This is a genomic window from Rhodobacter sp. 24-YEA-8, assembly GCF_900105075.1.
Classification (GTDB): Bacteria; Pseudomonadota; Alphaproteobacteria; order Rhodobacterales; family Rhodobacteraceae; genus Pseudogemmobacter.
The window spans coordinates 178,484-196,276 of record NZ_FNSK01000005.1; the positions used below are offsets into that span (position 1 = coordinate 178,484).

Here is a 17,793-nt window from a genome sequence, read left to right on the forward strand (position 1 = left end):
GCGTGTTGAACATGTGCCCAGCCTCGTCGGCAGATATATCGCCAGGCGAAGATCCGCGCCCCCGGTTTGCAACCCGGACGCGATATGCCCACTATTCCTGATATGGTTGCGAAAAATCGACAGGAAGCGTCACCGGAAGCCCCGTCGGAAGGCCAGGGCATTGCAGAACCGCCGGTCTCAGCATCGCCCCGGACACCTTCTTGGGTGACCGAGAACGGGCCGGCTCTGCCAGATCCCGGCAAGGTTGCGCTCTTCCTGGATCTGGATGGAACCCTGCTCGATCTGGCAGCAACGCCGGATCAGGTGGCGGCAGAACCGGGGCTGGGCGCGTTGCTGCGGCAGCTGGAGCGCCGGACGGAAGGTGCATTGGCTTTGGTGACGGGTCGTCAGGTGGCTTTTGTCGATGCCCTGTTCCCCGCGCATCGTTTCACGGTGGCCGGACTGCACGGGGTCGAGCTGCGCCCCTCCACAGCGGTTGGGACAGGGATTGCCGCGATTGCCGCGCCGCCAAGGGAAACTCAATCATTTCAGGCGGCCTTCTCAGGGATGCAAAATGCGGCCCGAGACCTCGGATTGCTGACCGAGGATAAGGGCGCGGCCTTCGCCCTGCATTACCGACAGGCCCCTGAACTGCGCAAAGCGGCAGAACGGATCATGGCAGAGGCCGCGCGTGTAGCGGGCCCCCTTTACCGGTTGCGGGAGGGGAAATGCGTCATCGAACTCTGCCCCGCTGGTGCCGATAAGGGGGCCGCGCTCCGGAACCTTATGGCATCGCCCCCGTTTAACAGCCGCCGCCCCCTGGCCGCCGGCGATGACCTCACAGACGAGGCCATGTTCACGGCGGCCAATGCCCTCGGGGGGATCACAATCCGCATCGGAGCACAGGACAGCCCGAGCGCTGCCACCGCACGAATTGCCAGCCCGGCCGCCTTCCGGGCCTGGTTACGTCAGCTCGCCGGACTGACCGGCGCAGGAGACTGAGCTTTATGACAGATCGTAAAACTGCCACCCGCGCCCGCTCTGATGCGGGACTTGATCGCGCCGTGATCGGCAATGCCAGCCTTGCCGCCCTGATCGACCGGGACGGCGGGCTGGACTGGATGTGCGTTCCGCGCATGGATGGCGACCCGGTCTTCTGCGGGCTGCTGGGTGGCGTTGCGGGGGATGCAACAGGCGTGCAGGACGGTGCCTGGCGTATCCGGCTGGACCGTCAGACCGATAGCCGCCAGCGCTATCTGCGCAACACCGCGATCCTCGAAACGATCCTGACCGATGAACACGGCAATGAAGCGCGGATCCTCGATTTTGCGCCGCGTTTCATGCGCAACGGCCGCATGTTTCGCGGTTATTCGGTTCTGCGCATTGTCGAGCCGCTGCGCGGCACGCCCAGGCTGACGGTCTCGCTGCGGCCGCGGGCAGACTATGGCGCCGATGCACCGGTACTCACGCGGGGCACCAGCCATATCCGCTATATCCTCGGGCCGGAAGTGCTGCGCCTGACCACCGATGCGCCGGTCGATTACATCCTGGCGGAGACCCCTTTCCTGCTGGAACATCCGCAGGCTTTTATCCTCGGGCCGGATGAGAGCCTGACGGATCATCCGATGGTCGTGGCGCGCCATTTCCTGCAAGAGACCACGGATTACTGGCGGAACTGGGTCCGCAGCCTGGCGCTGCCCGCCGATTTCCAGGATGTGGTGATCCGCGCGGCAATCACGCTGAAGCTCTGCTCGAACGAGGAAACCGGCGCGATCGTCGCAGCCCTGACCACCTCGATCCCGGAATATGGCGCCAGCGGACGGACCTGGGATTACCGCTTCTGCTGGCTCCGCGACAGCTATTTCACTGTCCAGGCGCTGAACAGTCTCAACGCCACCAGGACAATGGAAAACTACCTCAGCTATGTGTCAAACCTCGCGGCGGGGTCTGACAGCGGCTATATGCAGCCGCTGTTCGGCCTCGGGCTGGAGCGCGTGGTGGACGAGCATATCGTCGCAGCCCTGCCGGGCTATCGCGGTTTCGGCCCGGTCCGGCGGGGCAATGCGGCTTTCGCCCAGGTGCAGAATGACGGCTACGGTTCCGTCATCCTGGCGGCAATCCAGTGTTTCTTTGACGAACGCCTGCCCGATATGGGCGATGAGGCCCTGTTCCGCCGGCTGGAAAAGCTGGGCGCCGAGGCCGAGGCCTGCTGGGACCAGCCTGATGCCGGGCTGTGGGAGTTCCGCACCCGCGAAGAGGTCCATACCCATTCCGCACTGATGTGCTGGGCGGCCTGCGACCGTCTGGCGCGGATCGCCGGTAAGCTGGGCCTCGCGCCCGAGGCCGCGCGCTGGTCCGCCAGCGCGTCGCAGATCAGGGAGGCGATCTTCCGCCTCGGCTGGAACGCTGATCGCGGCTGCTTCGTGGCCGCGTTCGGCGGGGATGAGGTGGATGCGAGCCTGCTTCTGATGGCGCAGACCGGCTTTATCGCCGCCGATGATCCGCGCTTTCTGGCCACTGTGGCCGCCTGCGAGGCGGATCTGCGGTTCGGAAACCACCTTTACCGTTACCGCCGCCCCGATGATTTCGGCGCGCCCGAGACCGCCTTTACCGCCTGCACCTTCTGGCTGATCGACGCGCTGGTGCGCACCGGGCGCAAAGACGAGGCGCGCGAGATCTTTGCCGATGTACTGGCGCGGCGGAACCATCTCGGCCTTCTGTCAGAGGGCGTCCATGTCGAAAGCGGCGAGCTTTGGGGCAATTTCCCGCAGACCTATTCCATGGTCGGGCTGATCAATGCCGCGATGGCGCTGTCGCGCCCCTGGGAGGATGTGCTGTGAGCCGCCTGATCGTCGTCTCGAACCGGGTGCCCGCGCCCGACCGCCCGCCACAGGGCGGGCTTGCGGTGGCCGTCCGGGCCGCGCTGCAGGAACGCGGTGGGGTCTGGATGGGCTGGTCGGGGCAATCCTCTGGCGAGGAGGATCCCGGAGCGCTGAAGCTTTTTGAGGAAGGCCAGATCACCTATGCGCTGAGCGATTTGTCAGAGCGCGATCTGTCGGAATATTACAACGGCCTCGCAAACAGCGTGCTCTGGCCTTTGTGCCATTACCGGATCGACCTTACGGATTACAGCCGTCGCGACGCCGAGGGGTATTTTCGCGTCAACCGGCACTTTGCCGGGCGCCTCGCGCCTCTGATCCGCAAAGGCGATCTGATCTGGATCCATGATTACCACCTGATCCCGCTTGCGGCCGAGCTGCGAAAGCTGGGCATCACCAACCGGATCGGGTTTTTCATGCATATCCCCTGGCCCGCGCCGGATGTTTTCCTCACCCTCCCGGTGGGCGAGACATTGCTGCGGGCGATGACCTCCTATGATCTCCTGGGCTTTCAGACCGCACCGGATGCCGGGAATTTCAGCCTTTGCCTCAGTCGCAGCGGAGTGGCAAAGCCGGTGCCGGGAGAGGATGGCACCCATCTTGCCGAGGGCCGCCGGTTCAGGGTCGGTGCCTTCCCGATCAGCATCGATGCGGCAGCCTTTGGCCGCACCGCCGCGAATGCCGTGCGCAATGTCGCGATGCGCAAATTCCGCGCCTCGCTGGAGGGGCGGATGCTGATCATGGGGGTTGACCGGCTTGATTATACCAAGGGTCTGCCACAGCGCATGCATGCCTTTGGGCGCTTTCTTGAATCCAGTCCGGAATGGCTGGGCCGGGTGACCTATCTGCAGGTCACACCCCAGACGCGCGAAGGCGTCGCGCAATATGACACATTGCGCCAGGAAGTGGCCGGGCTGGCCGGGCAGATCAATGGCATGCACAGCCGGCTTGACTGGATGCCGGTGCGCTATGTGAACCGCGCCTTCGGCCAGCAGACGCTGGCGGGGCTTTACCGGATCGCCAGGATCGGGCTGGTCACGCCACTGCGCGACGGCATGAATCTGGTGGCCAAGGAATATGTCGCGGCTCAGGATCCCGAGGATCCGGGCACCCTCATCCTGTCCCGCTTCGCCGGGGCCGCCGCCGAATTGCGGGACGGCGCGCTGCTGGTGAACCCCTATGACGAAGAAACCATAACGCGCGCCATTGCGCAGGCGGTTACGATGACCCGCGACGAGCGCAAGGCGCGCCACGCCGCCATGACGGCGGTTCTGGCAGAGCATGATGTCTTTGCCTGGTGCCGGAACTATATGGCGCAGCTCGGGGATGTCCGCCCGGTTCTCGCCTCTGGCACCGAAGCCGGGCGCCGCGCGCCGGGTCAGACTGTTGTCTGACCCGGATGCCAGTTGCCGACAGGCCCGCCACAGTCGCGCGACGGGGGCAGACCCTTATGTCGCGCGGCGGATAAAACCTGCGACAGGCCAGGTCCAGCCGATCTCGCGTGACCGGTTCGGGCGCAGCCAGATCCAGTTCAGAAGGCCTGCCGGAACGCCAAGCAGCAGCCCGGCCAGGGCCGCAATGACAAAGGTCGCCGCATCATAATAGCCAAGCGCGAGGCCCGCGATCACCACCGTTCCGGCGATGCAGGCCGCCCAGAGATGGACGAGCAGAAGGCGCAGCCAGGGAAACATCCTCTTCTCCTTTCATATCAGGTTCAGGGCACCCCACAAAGGATGCCGGTTTCACCCGCCGCTTTGCCGGCGCAGTTCGCGCAGCTGGTCGGCGGTGATATAGCCGCTGGCCCGCAGCCCTTCGTCGCGCTGCCAGGTCGCGATGGCATTGCGGCTGTTCTGACCCAGAACACCATCGGTGCCCCGCGTGTTATAGCCAAGTGCCGTCAGGCGGCGCTGAAGATCGCGGCGTTCCGGGACCGTCAGCCCGAGGAGGCGCTCCTCTGCCCGGTCATCCATGGCGACAGTGTTTTCCGGCGGCGATACCGTTCCGGCCTGATCGCGAAGCTGGCGGACCTGGCGGTCGGTCACATAACCGCTGGCGGCCACGCCGTTTGCCGTTTGCCAGCGCCGTATGGCGTCGCGGGTCTTGCTCCCCCAGAGACCATCCGCCACCCCGGCATCATAGCCAAGCGAGGTCAGCTGGCTCTGGATCTGGCGCCGCTGATCGCGGCTCAGCGCGAGCGCCGCTTCTGCATTGCTGGCACTGTCGGTAGGCGCGGGTGCGGGCAGGGGCTTCGGGTCAACAGGGCGGACCACGCCGCCAAGCCGCGCGATTTCGCGTTCCGCTTCGGCACGGGAAAGGCCATTCGGGAAGCGTTGCAGATAGGCACGCCAGCCGTTCAGCGTTCCGGTCTGCCGCGCCTCGGCGCCGGCCTGGCGGTCAAGCTCCTGTACCAGCAGGCCCTGTGCAACGCCCGAAATGATACCTTCGAGATCCCCCTGCGCCCGTGCCGGAGACTGCACCCCGAGACAGACGAAAATCGCAAGAGCAGAGACTGACTTCCTCATAGTGTTCCTCCTTTGGTCAGGCGCTGTGCGCCCTGTCATGGCACAAGACCGCCTCAGCACAGGAAAGGCCCTGATGCGGCGGTGGCGGACCGGGCCTGCAAGGCGCCTGCCCCGCTGTCCTGAGAAGAGGCGACCGGCCCCTCGGGCCGATCTGGCGCGGGAATGGGGTCTCCGACTTCGGGGAGTTGCGGGATATCCGGGCCGCGGCGGCCCGGTCTCGGGTCCTGCACCGGCGTATCGGCCGGATCCTGCGGTACATCCGGGCCTGCGGGCGGGGCCGGCGTGACCGGCAGATCGGGATCTTCGCCTCCATGTGGCATCGTAAACCCTCCGTCTGATGTGAGGCCGGAATGGTGTCCGGCACAGGAAGCAAACCCGCTGCTGCAGGCTCTGTTCCGTCTCGATCTGTCATGCAGCGCTTTTTCGCCTCCCGGGTGCGGCGGAGCTTAAAAAGTGGGGCGGTACCTCGCGGGGCGGGATCACTTCGGAACAAATCGCAGTCCAAAAGGTTTCTTCCCCTCATGCGCCGCCTTTGTCGCCTGGACAGGCAAGGGCGGGCCGCCAGCAGACCACCTGTCCGGAAGGGGGAGAATGACATGCCCGTAATGACCCGGCTTTACCAGGATCACGCCGCCGCAATGCGCGCCGTTGAACAGATCGAGGCGCTGGCTTTGCCCTCGGTCGAGCCGTCGATCCTTGGCGGGGATGCCCTCAGGGAATATCGCGATATGCGGATCGAACGGGATCCGGTCACGGGCGAAAAGACCCGGATCCCCGAACCCGCCCCTGCAACAGCGGCGGGTGGGGCGCTCGGCGCGGCGGTGGGTGGCAGTGCGGGCCTTCTCGCAGGGCTTGGGTTTATCGTCATCCCCGGCCTTGGCCCGGTCGCCGCCGGCGGGTGGCTGGTCACTGCACTGACGGGCGCGGCGGGTGGCGCGCTGGCCGGCGCCTCTTTCGGGGCACTGGTCGATCTTGGCATCCAGGAAGAGGATGCGGATCTCTACACCGAGACGTTCCGGCGAGGCGGCGTCGCTGTCGCCGTGCGTTTCCCGGAGGCTTATCGGGGCGAGGTAGAAGCGGTGCTGGCGCAGACCGATGCCAGTTCTCTGCCCGATTTACGCCGCGCGCAACAGGCCGGAACCCCGCCTCGCTGACCGTTCCGGGCGCGAGGGGAAAACCATCTGCCGGATTGCGAATTACATTGCCGCGCCGCCACAGAGATATTTCAGGAGAACGCTTTCATGGACAGAACAGGACTGCCAGACCCGGTTCCCTGGTGCGGCCCTGCGCCAGACCCGGCCGCGCTGCTGAGCAGCTGGAATTTTCACCCGGGCCTTCTGACGGCATTGCTGGCGGCCCTGATCTTCGGCCTTTTCCGCGCTCAGGGCCGGGGCGTCTTTCTGATGGCATGGGGCGCTCTTGTCATTGCGTTCGTCTCGCCGCTTTGCGCCATGACCACTGCCCTTTTCAGCGCCAGATCCCTCCATCATCTGTTACTCGTGAGCCTTGCCGCGCCGATGCTCGCGCTTTGCCTGCCCCTGCGCTGGTCGCGCGCGCCGGTCGCGTTTTTCCTGACCGCCGGCGCATTGGTTCTCTGGCATATTCCTGCGGTCTACAGCGCGGCTTGGGACAGCGCCGGGATTTACTGGTTGCTGCAATTCGCCCTGTTGCTGCCCGCCTGGGCCTTCTGGTCCTCTGCTTTTTTCCCGGCGGATCGCGACGCGGGCGCGGTTCTGGTCAATGCGGCGCTGACCGGCGCGCTTGCGGGGGTAATGGGGCTGATCGGGGCGGTACTGACCTTCTCGAACCGGCTTCTTTATACGGAACATATGGCGGCACCACTTGCCTGGGGGATCGAGCCGCTTGCCGATCAGCAAACTGCCGGGCTGATCATGTGGGTGCCGGGGCTGCTGCCGCTGGCACTGGTCGCCGCCGTCATGTTCAGACGCGCCTGGCGCGTGGGGCAGGCCGCATGATTACCGCCCTGAAATTCCTGCATGTCGCAGGACTCGCCTGCTGGTGCGCGAGCCTGATCGCGCTGCCGCTGCTGATGAAAACCCATGGCCGCGCCCGGAACCAGCGCCAATATGTGCATTTCCGGCTTGTCACCCATATCGGCTATATCGCCTTCGCAACGCCCGCCGCGCTGGTGACCATCATTGCAGGCACCGCGCTGATCTTTGCCGCGCAGGTTTTCGCGCCATGGCTGCTGGTGAAACTGGCTTTCGTGGCCGCAATGGTGCTGGTGCATGTCTGGTTCGGCCACCTCATCCAGCGCTCGGGCGAAGAGAAGCGCAGCCACTGGCAGGCCGCGCCGCTTGCAGGGCTGCTGCTGGTCCTGCCGCTGATCGCGATTGTGCTGGCGCTGGTTCTCGGCAAGCCAGACCTCACGCCGCTCAGCGGGTTGATCCCGGATCAGTTCCTCGCACCACGCGGAGGAGGGGGCGCATCATGATCGCTCTGCGTTCCCAGCCCGTAGTCGAACACGAGCTTGCCGCCATGCCAGCCGGTCATCGCAGTCATCCCGGTCGCAAGCAGCGATGCAAGAAAACCCCAGGGCAGTACCGCGCCCACGGGGTCTGCAAGCCGCATCCCCCAATTCGCGCCGAGCACCGACAGGAGCATCACCGCGAGGATGAAATGCGTCCAGCTGGCGGCGCGGATACGGATACCCGGCACCAGCAACAATTCGGCAGTGCCCGCCAGTCCGGCAAGGATACCCATCCCGAAACCAACGCCTGCCGCCCAGAGCGCCGCGCGCGGCCAGAAGAGATCCCCCGTCCACCAGTAAAGCGCATCTGCGCCCAGCGTGCTGACGCAAAGCGCGATGGGGAAGGCCACCAGCATGGCATGGATCGGGTGGCCCGCAACGGCGATCTTCGACTCGGTGCGGTGAAAGCTCCGATGCTCATGGATCGGGTCGCGGAGCCTGCGGCGGGGTCGTCTGGCCTGGGTCATCTGCGTCTGTCCTCCTCTGCGGCTGTTGGAAAACCAGCGGCGGCGCTGATGGTTCCGGCGCTGGCCGGATGTGGCGGGCCGCTCTCGACCCTTTCCCCCCAGGGGCCTGCGGCCGCTGATATCGCGGCCCTCTGGTGGGCGATGCTCACGGGCGCCACGCTGATCACGCTTCTGGTGCTGGTGCTGGTCTGGCGCGGCTTTGCGCGCCAGGGCATCCGCCCGCCCGCAGAAAGCTTCTGGATCAGGGGGATGGGGCTTGGCTTCAGCTTTGCCGTTCTGATCGCGGTGGTCGGCGCAGGCATCTGGGTGGGCGAGCGGATCCAGGCCCGCCCCGGTGCGGATGTTGTCCGTGTCGAAGCCATAGCGCGACAATGGAACTGGCGCTTTAACCAGCCCGGCCCGGATGGGGTGATGATCGGGACAGAGGGTCGCCTTTACATCCCCGCAGGAACGCCGATTGATGTCGTGATCCGCTCGGACGACGTGATCCACGCCTTCTGGGTGCCCCAGCTGGCGGGCAAGATGGACGCCCTGCCCGGCCGCGACAATCTTCTGCGGATCGAGGCCTCAGCGCCCGGCCTCTACCACGGCGCTTCCGCCGAATTCTCGGGCATCGGCTATGCCGGGATGCGGTTTGAAGTGCTGGCCTATGATCCGGCCCGCCCGCCCGATTTCAGCGATCTTTCAGGCACCTCCGGCCCGGCGGATCGGGCAGAGCCTGCCGCCCACCAGGAGGGCACTCCATGACCGAACTCCCCCCGGGCCTTGCCGCCAACCCGCCGTGGCGCGCCTTGCACCTGCACCGCGAGCTGGACCAGATCTGGGGTCGCCCGGCGGGTCTGCGCGGCGTCCTGACCTCGGTCAACCACAGCGAGCTGGGGCTGCGGTTCATGCTGGCCTCTTTCGTGTTCTTTGCCATTGCAGGCTGTCTCGCCATGCTGATCCGGGCGCAGCTGGCAACACCCGGCGGCGCGTTTCTCGACACAGCACTTTATAACCAGTTCTTCACCATGCATGGCAGCCTGATGATGTTCCTCTTTGCCATTCCGATGCTGGAAGGGCTGGGGATGTATCTGCTGCCCAAAATGCTCGGGTCGCGCGACCTTGCTTTCCCGCGCCTCTCGGCGCTTGGCTGGTGGTGCTATCTCTTCGGGGGTCTGATCATTCTTTCCGCGCTGGTCGCGGGTGTCGCGCCGGATGGCGGCTGGTTCATGTATACGCCTTTGTCGTCAAAGACCTACAGCCCGGGGATCAATGCCGATGTCTGGCTGCTGGGGGTGACCTTTGTCGAAATCTCGGCGCTGGCCGCAGCGGTTGAGATCACGGTCACTATCCTCAGAATGCGCGCGCCGGGGATGAAGCTCACGGAAATGCCGCTCTTCGCCTGGTATATGCTGGGGACCAGCGCAATGATGCTGGTGGGCTTTCCGCCGCTGATCCTCGGCTCGGTGCTGCTCGAGATCGAGCGCGCCTTTGACTGGCCGTTTTTCGATGTGACGCGCGGCGGTGACCCTTTGCTCTGGCAGCACCTCTTCTGGCTTTTCGGGCATCCGGAGGTCTATATCATCTTTCTCCCCGCCGCCGGCGCAATCTCGACGATCCTGCCGGTGATGTGCCGCACAAAGATCATGGGTTATGGCGCCATCGTTGCTGCCGTGCTGGGGCTGGTCTTCCTCTCCTTTGGCCTCTGGGTGCATCACATGTTCACAGTGGGCATTCCCCATATGGCGCTGGCGTTCTTCTCGGCGGCCTCGGCGCTGGTGGCGGTGCCGACCGCGGTGCAGATCTTCGCCTGGATCGGCACGATGTGGCAGGGAAGACCGCAGATGCGGCTGCCGATGCTGCATCTGATGGGGTTCTTCTCGACCTTTGTGATGGGCGGGCTGACCGGCGTGATGCTGGCGATCGTGCCCTTCAACTGGCAGGCGCATGACACGGCTTTCGTCACCGCCCATCTGCATTATGTGCTGATCGGCGGGTTTGTTTTCCCGATGATGGCGGCGGCGGTCTACTGGATGCCACTTTTCACCGGGCGCGCGGCGGTGCGTGGTCTGGGGCCTGCGGCTTTCTGGCTGATCCTGATCGGCTTTCACGGCACGTTCTTCATCATGCATCTGACAGGTCTGCTGGGAATGCCGCGCCGGATCGATGTCTATCCCGACAACCCGGAATGGATCTGGCCCAATCTCGTCAGTTCCTTCTTCGGCTTTGTGATGGCGGCGGGCTTTGCGCTTTTCGCGCTGGATCTGGTGTTGCAGACGCTGTTCGGCACGAAGGCACGGCGCGATCCCTGGACCGCCGGTACACTTGAATGGGCGATGCCGATGCCCGCCCCCAGCTACAATATCGCCTCGCTGCCGCTGCCCGGCCAGAGCGCGTTGCAGCTGGCGCGCGGTGAAGGGCTGCTGCCCGGAGCACCCCGCGCGCGGCGCGAGACGCTGGTGGTCGATGCGATCAGCGGCGCGCCGCGTCATATCGCTGTACTGCCGGGGAATTCCGCGCTGCCGATTGTGACCGCGGCCGTGATCGGCTGCTTTGTCCTGACGATGCTGTTCGGGCTCTATCTTTTGGCGCCTCTTGGTCTTGTGGCCATCGCGGCAATCATCTGGCAGTGGCACCGTTTCATGGGCAGCCCCCGGGATGAGGCGCTGATCAGTCTCGCGCCGGGGCTGAGTCTCCCCGTCAACGCCATGATCCCCGACGGGCTGGCGCGGACCGGGCTCACCTGTCTCCTGATCGCGAATGGCACTTTCTTTACCTGCTTTCTCTTCGCAGTCGGGTTCCTCTCGGTCATTGCCCCTGGCTGGCCCGCACCGCCCTCTGGCATCGCGACCCCTCTCACTGCCGCGCTGACTGCCGTGCTGATCCTGATCCTGATCGCAGCCTCCGGGCTGGCGCGTTTCCGCCTTGCAGCCGGGGTGCCTATCGCCTTGCCGCTTTTGCTGCTGGGGCTTGGGGCAATCGGCGGTCTGGCATTGCAGCTTGATGATCCGACGCATCACGCCCGCGACGCACTGCGCGCGGCCGGGCTTGGCTATGTCGCGCTGCATTGCGCGGTTTCCGCGCTTTTTGCCGGGTTGTGCCTCACGCAACGCCGGGATGGCAGGATCGCGCCGGCCCGCCTTTCGGCCTGGCCGATCTGGCGCGCCTGGCAGGATTTCACACTTGCGACCACGCTGATCCTCACGCTTCTCATCACCGGGCAGGAGATAGTCACATGAGCTGGCCCCTGCGCGCCCTGTTTGGCCCGACCCTCTGGGCCATAGGCTTTTGCGCAATCTACGCGGCGCATGGGATCGGCTGCGCGCGCGGCTGGCCCGGGCGCCCTGCCCTTGTCGGCGATCTGCATCATTTCACGCTGATATCGCTTTGGCTGATATGCGTCGCGGCGGCGGGTGTGATCCTCTGGTGTTCCCCGCGCGGCAGCGACATTCCCGACCGACTGATCCGCGCTGGCGGCTGGATCGGTCTGATGGCAACATTACTCACCCTTTTCCCTGTCCTCGGACTGACGACCTGCGGCACCGGGCCATAATACGGCCAGAGACTACCGGCCCCTGCCCTCAAAAGGAGATCACCCCGCCCATGACAAGCCAGCAACCGCCTCACCTCGTCGTCATCGGCGCCGGTTTTGCCGGGCTGCAAACCGTGCAGGCACTGAAAGGCGCCGGCCTGCGCATCACCCTGATCGACCAGCGCAACCACCACCTTTTTCAGCCGCTGCTCTATCAGGTGGCGACCACCATCCTTGCCCCATCCGAAATCGCCTGGCCGATCCGAAGCCTGATGGAGCACCGGCCGGATGTGACAACCCTGATGGCACGGGTGCGCGGCATCGATCCCGACCGGCGCCAGGTGATCACCGATGACGGGGCGCAGATCAGCTATGACATGCTGGTCATCGCCACCGGGGCGACGCATGCCTATTTCGGCCATCCGGAATGGGAGCCGAATGCGCCCGGGCTGAAGACGATCGAAGATGCGACCCGGATCCGCAACCGCATCCTCCTGGCCTTTGAACGGGCCGAGACCGAACCCGATCCCGCGCAGCGCGAGGCGCTGCTGACCTTCGGCGTCATCGGTGGTGGCCCGACCGGGGTCGAATTGGCGGGAATGCTGGCCGACCTCGCCCGCAACATGATCCGGGGTGAGTTTCGCAATATTGACACCAGCCAGACGCGCGTCCTGCTGATCGAGGCGAGCAAGCGCATTCTCCCCTCCTTTCCCGAGGATCTCTCTGCCTATGCCGCCCGGGCGCTGGAGCGGCGGGGGGTAGACCTGCGCTTTGGCACCCCGGTCACAGATTGCACCGAAGACGGCGTTCAGATCGGGGATGAATTCCTGCCCTGCCGCACCCTGATCTGGGCGGCGGGTGTTGCCGCATCGCCTGCGGCAGACTGGCTGGGGGTGGAGGGGGATAAAGCGGGGCGCGTGCGGGTGCAGTCGGATCTGACAGTCGCGGGCCGCCCCGAGATCTTTGTGATCGGTGACACCGCAGCGGTGGTGCAGGAAAATGGCGATCCGGTGCCGGGCATCGCGCCCGCGGCAAAGCAGCAGGGCAGCCATGTCGCCGGTATCATCCGGGCAAGGCTGAAGGGCGGGGCAACCCCCGCGCCATTCCACTATCGCCACCAAGGAGATCTCGCGACCATCGGGAAACGCGCCGCTGTCGTGAAGATCGGGCGGCTGAGCCTTAAGGGGGCCTTGGCGTGGTGGATCTGGGGGATCGCCCATATCTTCTTTCTGATCGGCACCCGCAGCCGGGCATCTGTGGCCTGGAACTGGCTCTGGACCTATCTGCGCGGCCAGAACAGCGGCCGCCTGATCGCACATCCGAAACCCGGCGATGAGCCTGCCATCGACTGATAGTTTCGCATCTGGTGGGGGCAATCCGGAAAGAAAGCGCGGCTGATAAGCAGACGGCATATAGGCCGGTCAGGCCCCGCCAGCCGCGCCGCCGCAGGGCAATATCGGATTGGTTATACCTGGACACCCGGCACCAACCGCAGTGGCAAAAAGACCCGCACCCTTGTCACAAGGGTGCGGGAAACGGCGGGACCGGTTACAGAGGCGGAAAGCGCGACGGATCATGTTCCCGCAGACGCGCCTGGCGCTCGGCCTCGGCCTCATCATAGCGCCAGCCCCCGACCTCGAAACGCGAGCGCAGATCGCCGATGCCGACCTCGGGGACCTTGGCAAGCGCTGCGGTCACTTCTGCACGGCGCTCTTCGGGGAAGCGGACAGTCAGGGCGACATTGCCGCGCTGCATTGCCTCGTGAAAGACCGGGGCATCGGCCTCACTGATACCGATATCCGCCAGGGCGCCAATCGTGCCCCCGACGGCCGCGCCACCAGCCGCACCCACGGCTGTCGCCGCAAGCCAGCCCGCTGCAACCAGCGGGCCGATGCCTGGAATGGCGAGCATCCCGAGGCCGGCCAGCAATCCGGCACCACCACCCGCAACGGCACCAATCCCCGCGCCGGTTGCGGTCCCCGACAAGTCCCTGGGGGCGGCGTCGACCGACCCGTAGTGCTCACGCACCCGATCATTGCCCAGGATCGAGACCTCGACATCGCTCCAGCCAAGCGAGTCAAGGCTCGCCCGGGCACGCTCTGCCGTGTTGATATCTTCATAAACTCTTGTGAGAACAGCCATTTTATAGCTCCTTCTGTCGGGTTACAGTTTTATTGGGCGGCAGGCGTGGTGACGACATTGCCCCTGTAGTCGATGGCCACGGCCACCGCGTCAGTGCCGACCTTGCCAGTGCCGCGCCAGATACCCTGGTCGTCGAGGGCAAGCGCCGAGACATCGGTGACATTCCAGGCGATGGCGCGCTGCCTTGCCTGTGCCTCGGTGAAACTGTTCGCACCTTCCAGCGGGGCGCCGGCTTCGGGCGTATGTTGTGACCAGCTGTCCGCTGCGCAGATGGCCAGAAACTGGTCACGGGTCAGCCCATCGGGTCCGATTGTCACGCCGTCAATGCCGGCGCGGGCGAAGTCACGTTCGGATTCCGACTGGCTGATAAAGCCGTCCCCATTGATATCAAAAAGGCGGTGCTGCTCTTCGCAGTCAGCAGTCGCGAGGCCCTGCGTGGTCTGTTCCTGCTGATCCGGAGAGATATCCGGCATTCCGGGAATTTCTTCCTGTGCCATCATGGCGGATGGTGCCGCCAGCGCGGCGATGATCAGGACTGCATAAGCTTGGCGTTTCATTTCGTCCTCCTCGGTGAGCGGCCACTTTTCTGGGTCCGGATCTGCCGGAACCGCTGCGACCAGGTGGCTGCATGAACCCCCCACCGCAAAGAATGTTCCCGGTTGCGGCATCCCGCGCCCATGCAATTCCCCGCCAGTTCTGTGGAACAATCCGGCGACATTCCCGGTTTGATCAGCCTGGCTTTGATCGCGGGGCGGGAGGCGCATCCGCATTGCGAGGAGCAGATGAGATGGGAAATGGCGGGGAAAACGGGGCGATGAAATATGCCTGTCGGAACCTCCGGATCTTTGAGGGCCGATGCGACGGGCTGGCGGGGCCTGACGATATCGCCGCCACTGTCCTCAAATTCGGGTTGAGGCGGGCAATGTCACGGCTGCGGTCAGCGTGAGAGCTCTCACCGCGAAGAGGCGGCAGAAAGCACTGTGACCGCAATTCCACGGCCGCCAACGCGGTATCTGGTAGCTTTATCGCCCGAGGGGTCTCTCCGTTGTATCGCAATGGTCCCACAGAGGTCAGGCAGGTGCTTTATTCAGGCTGTTATAAATGGTGGAACCGGGTAAACTGACTGTCGAGGCTTGCATGCTGGATTGTGACGATGAGTAACTCTGTAATTCCGTTCCCTGGCTCCGATCCGGAGCGGATTTCCGAAGAGGAAGACCCGATACGGGCCGCACGCCAGGAACTGCTGTCAGCGGTTATGGCTCAGCCGGTTCCGGATCGGCTGAATGCGCTCGCTGCCGAAGTCGGCAGGGCGCTTGACCAGCGTTCAGCGGACCTCTCTTCCGGTCAGGGTACAGCAACAGACGATACCGCCTGAGCAAAACGGCGGATTGTCGCCGCGCGCTGAGGTTCCCGGGAACTTAACTCTCCCGGTCCCGTTTCCCTTTCATGCAGAAGAATAGGGAGACGATCATGACCATCTCGAAGCAGACACGACCGCAGGACGGAGCAGCTTCGGAGAATGTGGTCGAAATGATCCCGTTTCTCCGCATCTATGCGCGCAACCTGACACGCGGCGGGCCACAGGCCGATGACCTCGTCCAGGAAACGCTTGTGAAGGCGCTTGCAAATATTGACCGCTTTCAGCCAGGCACCAATCTTCGGGCCTGGCTTTTTACGATCATGCGCAACAGCTTTCTGACCGGCATCATGAAAAGAACCCGCGAGCCGGTTGGCGGTCAGGACTGTGTCTCAGGCCAGGTGATATCTTTTCCCGTACATGACGCACATATTGCCTGCAGCCGGGTGATGCAGGCGATCCGGCGGCTGCCGTCGCAGTACCGGGAAGCCCTGGTACTCGTCTTTCTGGTGGGCGAGAGCTATCAGGATGTGGCGCGGATCTGCGATTGCGCCGTCGGCACCGTGAAAAGCCGGATCAGCCGCGGCCGGCAAATGCTGATGGATGATCTGCAGATGACTGAGTTGCGCGACCTGATCGCCGTCAACTACTAGGCCTGCAATCATAAACTGCCGGCGGGCCGGTCCTCTGCGAAACGCTGCCCGCCAGGTCAAGGATCCTGCGACATTGGGGGCAGTCGGATCGGGAACCGACTTGCGACGGCGATGTTCCGGATCGAACTGCTCTTCGGCGCTGTCCGCAGATCAGATTGGCAATGAGATCGTGCAGAGGATCCCGTCCGGACCGGTCCGGAAGGTGGTGGCCGCATCAAGCTGATAGGGCAATGCGCGCTCTATCAGTTCGCGCCCCTGCCCCCAGGCAGGTTCGGCCCCGGGCATAGAGACACCCGTTTCACGCCACAGGATATGCAACCGTGATGGGGCGTTCCCCTCGATCCGCCAGCCAATATGCAGATGTCCCGCCGCCGATCCCAAAGCACCGTGCTGCACCGCATTGGTGGCAAGTTCATGCAGGGCCATGGCCAGCAACTGCACTGCGGAAGGCCTCAGTGACACATCTAAGGGGCCTTCAAGGCTCACGCTTTTGCCAGAATCCGCGCCGACAGCCGAAAGCGCGGCCTGCACCAGCGCGTCGAAACCGAGGCCTGAATTCCCGTCGAGATCCGAGAGAAGGCCCTGTACCCGCGCGAGCATCTCGAGTCGGTCCCGGAAACGCCGCCCGAAATCCTCCAGATCGCGCGCAGATTTCAGGGTGCGCTGTGAAACCTGACGCACCACGGAAAGCAGGTTGCGTGTCCTGTGCTGAAGTTCCCCGACCAGCGCCCGCTGCTGTTCCTGCAGGCTGAGCAATTCGTTTATATCTGTCGAGGTCCCCAGCCATTCAATGATCTTCCCGTCGCAGTCGCGCACAGCGGTGGCGCGCGTCCGAAACCAGCGCCATCCCCCCTCCGTGGCATCCATCAGCCGGAAATCAGCTGCAAAGCCCTGCGTTTCCGTTGCGCCTGTGGCAGCGGCCCAGGCTTTCCGCAGAGCATCCAGATCGTCGGGATGCGCCTGTATCTGCCAGCCCTCGCCCAGAGCGCTTTCCAGAGGCTGACCGGTACAGGTGGTCCATTGCGGGCAGACCCAGGTCCATAAGCCGCGCGGATCGGCACGCCAGAACAGCTGTGGCAACCCTTCCATCAGGCTGTGCAGCCGCGCCGCGCTGTCTTGCCGCGCGCGTTCGGCTTTGCGGAGGCCCGCCTTGGGCAGGCCCGCAAGACTGCCGATACAGCGGTCGATTTCAGCGGCGATACGGTCTGGTGTGTCGCGGATGTCAGGAAAGCCCGGATCCCATTCCCCGATTGTCAGACCGCCGCAGTCCTGCACGGCCCTCAGCCCGACTATGCCCTCGGCATGCAGCCCATTGAGCAGGACAGCGACCGCATGACGCCCCCCAGCCCGCGCGATGGAAGCGAACAATGTGTCGACGGCCCCGGTCGTCTCACCTGCCGGGGGATCGCGCACAGACAGGTGATCGGCCTCAAGTGTCAGCAGGTGGTCAGGGCCGGCGATGTAAACATGCTCTGGCAAAAGGCGCGCGCCGTCTTCGGCCATAGCGACCTTCAGGGAGGTGACAGCCGCAGCCCGGGCAAGGATATCGGCACAGAATTTGCGGTCTTCGCCGCCAATCGCAACCAGGTAAGCGCCACCATGACCAGGCTTTATCGCGGCGAGGACAGCCAGAAACGAGGCGAGTGAGATCGCGGAGATTCCGATGCCAATTACTGCCGTAACCTCGGGGGGAAGATCTGCGGGATCCTTCGTCGGATCAGGAAAGGAAGCATCGTTCATCGGATATCCCGGGCGTCTCGCGCAGAGGGCTGCAACAACTCTCCGAGGC

At 64.5% G+C, this 17,793-nt stretch carries 18 protein-coding genes; 11 read left to right on the forward strand and 7 right to left on the reverse strand.

Translation table 11 applies throughout. The features are described from left to right. Positions 1–204 precede the first annotated feature (204 nt). From otsB to BLW25_RS22380, 3 genes are read left to right on the forward strand one after another with little or no spacing between them, the layout of a single operon-like run. Positions 205–981 (forward strand): trehalose-phosphatase, encoded by a 777-nt coding sequence (otsB, locus tag BLW25_RS22370; protein ID WP_216279490.1) that lies wholly within the window; start codon positions 205–207, stop codon positions 979–981. A 5-nt stretch (positions 982–986) separates the two neighbouring features. Next, on the forward strand, positions 987–2,819 hold the full coding sequence (locus BLW25_RS22375) for a glycoside hydrolase family 15 protein (protein WP_092904306.1): 1,833 nt from the start codon (positions 987–989) through the stop codon (positions 2,817–2,819). After that, the gene (locus BLW25_RS22380; RefSeq protein ID WP_092904308.1) at positions 2,816–4,252 is read left to right on the forward strand and encodes an alpha,alpha-trehalose-phosphate synthase (UDP-forming); all 1,437 of its coding nucleotides are present in this window, start codon (positions 2,816–2,818) and stop codon (positions 4,250–4,252) included. Before BLW25_RS22375 ends, BLW25_RS22380 begins: the two co-directional genes overlap by 4 nt. 54 nt (positions 4,253–4,306) lie before the next feature. Here BLW25_RS22380 and BLW25_RS22385 read toward each other — a convergent pair whose 3' ends face one another. From BLW25_RS22385 to BLW25_RS22395, 3 genes are read right to left on the reverse strand one after another with little or no spacing between them, the layout of a single operon-like run. Continuing rightward, the gene (locus BLW25_RS22385; RefSeq protein WP_092904310.1) at positions 4,307–4,549 is read right to left on the reverse strand and encodes a hypothetical protein; all 243 of its coding nucleotides are present in this window, start codon (positions 4,547–4,549) and stop codon (positions 4,307–4,309) included. Between the two features lie 51 nt (positions 4,550–4,600). After that, entirely contained in the window at positions 4,601–5,380 is a 780-nt protein-coding gene (locus BLW25_RS22390) for a peptidoglycan-binding domain-containing protein (RefSeq protein WP_092904312.1), read from the reverse strand. Between the two features lie 53 nt (positions 5,381–5,433). Beyond that, positions 5,434–5,700, reverse strand: coding sequence for a hypothetical protein (locus BLW25_RS22395; protein WP_092904315.1), 267 nt, complete (start codon positions 5,698–5,700; stop codon positions 5,434–5,436). Between the two features lie 276 nt (positions 5,701–5,976). On the opposite strand from BLW25_RS22395, the gene BLW25_RS22400 reads away from it, so the two are divergent. The 3 genes from BLW25_RS22400 to BLW25_RS22410 all read left to right on the forward strand — a co-directional run bounded on the left by BLW25_RS22400 (position 5,977) and on the right by BLW25_RS22410 (position 7,835). Next, entirely contained in the window at positions 5,977–6,534 is a 558-nt protein-coding gene (locus BLW25_RS22400) for a hypothetical protein (protein ID WP_092904317.1), read from the forward strand. Positions 6,535–6,621: 87 nt separating this feature from the next. Further along, on the forward strand, positions 6,622–7,356 hold the full coding sequence (locus tag BLW25_RS22405) for a cytochrome c oxidase assembly protein (protein ID WP_092904319.1): 735 nt from the start codon (positions 6,622–6,624) through the stop codon (positions 7,354–7,356). Continuing rightward, entirely contained in the window at positions 7,353–7,835 is a 483-nt protein-coding gene (locus BLW25_RS22410; RefSeq protein ID WP_092904321.1) for a CopD family protein, read from the forward strand. Before BLW25_RS22405 ends, BLW25_RS22410 begins: the two co-directional genes overlap by 4 nt. Here the strand turns inward: BLW25_RS22410 and BLW25_RS22415 are convergent. Continuing rightward, the gene (locus BLW25_RS22415; RefSeq protein ID WP_092904323.1) at positions 7,796–8,338 is read right to left on the reverse strand and encodes a DUF2231 domain-containing protein; all 543 of its coding nucleotides are present in this window, start codon (positions 8,336–8,338) and stop codon (positions 7,796–7,798) included. The genes BLW25_RS22410 and BLW25_RS22415 overlap by 40 nt on opposite strands. 48 nt (positions 8,339–8,386) lie before the next feature. Here BLW25_RS22415 and BLW25_RS22420 point away from each other — a divergent pair, with 48 nt between their 5' ends. From BLW25_RS22420 to BLW25_RS22435, 4 genes are read left to right on the forward strand one after another with little or no spacing between them, the layout of a single operon-like run. Continuing rightward, entirely contained in the window at positions 8,387–9,085 is a 699-nt protein-coding gene (locus tag BLW25_RS22420) for a cytochrome c oxidase subunit II (protein WP_092904450.1), read from the forward strand. Further along, complete coding sequence (ctaD, locus tag BLW25_RS22425; RefSeq protein ID WP_092904325.1) at positions 9,082–11,559, forward strand: cytochrome c oxidase subunit I; 2,478 nt, start codon at positions 9,082–9,084, stop codon at positions 11,557–11,559. The genes BLW25_RS22420 and ctaD overlap by 4 nt, the downstream gene beginning before the upstream one ends. Next, positions 11,556–11,873, forward strand: a complete 318-nt coding sequence (locus tag BLW25_RS22430; RefSeq protein ID WP_092904327.1) for a hypothetical protein — start codon at positions 11,556–11,558, stop codon at positions 11,871–11,873. Before ctaD ends, BLW25_RS22430 begins: the two co-directional genes overlap by 4 nt. Positions 11,874–11,923: 50 nt before the next feature. Further along, positions 11,924–13,204, forward strand: a complete 1,281-nt coding sequence (locus BLW25_RS22435; protein WP_092904329.1) for an NAD(P)/FAD-dependent oxidoreductase — start codon at positions 11,924–11,926, stop codon at positions 13,202–13,204. A gap of 196 nt (positions 13,205–13,400) precedes the next feature. On the opposite strand, the gene BLW25_RS24805 is transcribed toward BLW25_RS22435, so the two are convergent. Both BLW25_RS24805 and BLW25_RS22445 read right to left on the reverse strand, forming a co-directional pair. Beyond that, positions 13,401–13,994: a hypothetical protein gene (locus BLW25_RS24805; RefSeq protein WP_216279491.1), complete on the reverse strand. Its 594-nt coding sequence runs from the start codon at positions 13,992–13,994 to the stop codon at positions 13,401–13,403. 29 nt (positions 13,995–14,023) lie between these two features. Then, positions 14,024–14,551: a hypothetical protein gene (locus tag BLW25_RS22445; protein WP_092904331.1), complete on the reverse strand. Its 528-nt coding sequence runs from the start codon at positions 14,549–14,551 to the stop codon at positions 14,024–14,026. A 913-nt stretch (positions 14,552–15,464) separates the two neighbouring features. Here BLW25_RS22445 and BLW25_RS22450 point away from each other — a divergent pair. Continuing rightward, positions 15,465–16,004 (forward strand): sigma-70 family RNA polymerase sigma factor, encoded by a 540-nt coding sequence (locus BLW25_RS22450; protein WP_092904452.1) that lies wholly within the window; start codon positions 15,465–15,467, stop codon positions 16,002–16,004. A gap of 150 nt (positions 16,005–16,154) precedes the next feature. Here the strand turns inward: BLW25_RS22450 and BLW25_RS22455 are convergent, their stop codons facing one another. Beyond that, positions 16,155–17,744: a sensor histidine kinase gene (locus BLW25_RS22455; protein ID WP_092904333.1), complete on the reverse strand. Its 1,590-nt coding sequence runs from the start codon at positions 17,742–17,744 to the stop codon at positions 16,155–16,157. Positions 17,745–17,793 lie beyond the last annotated feature (49 nt).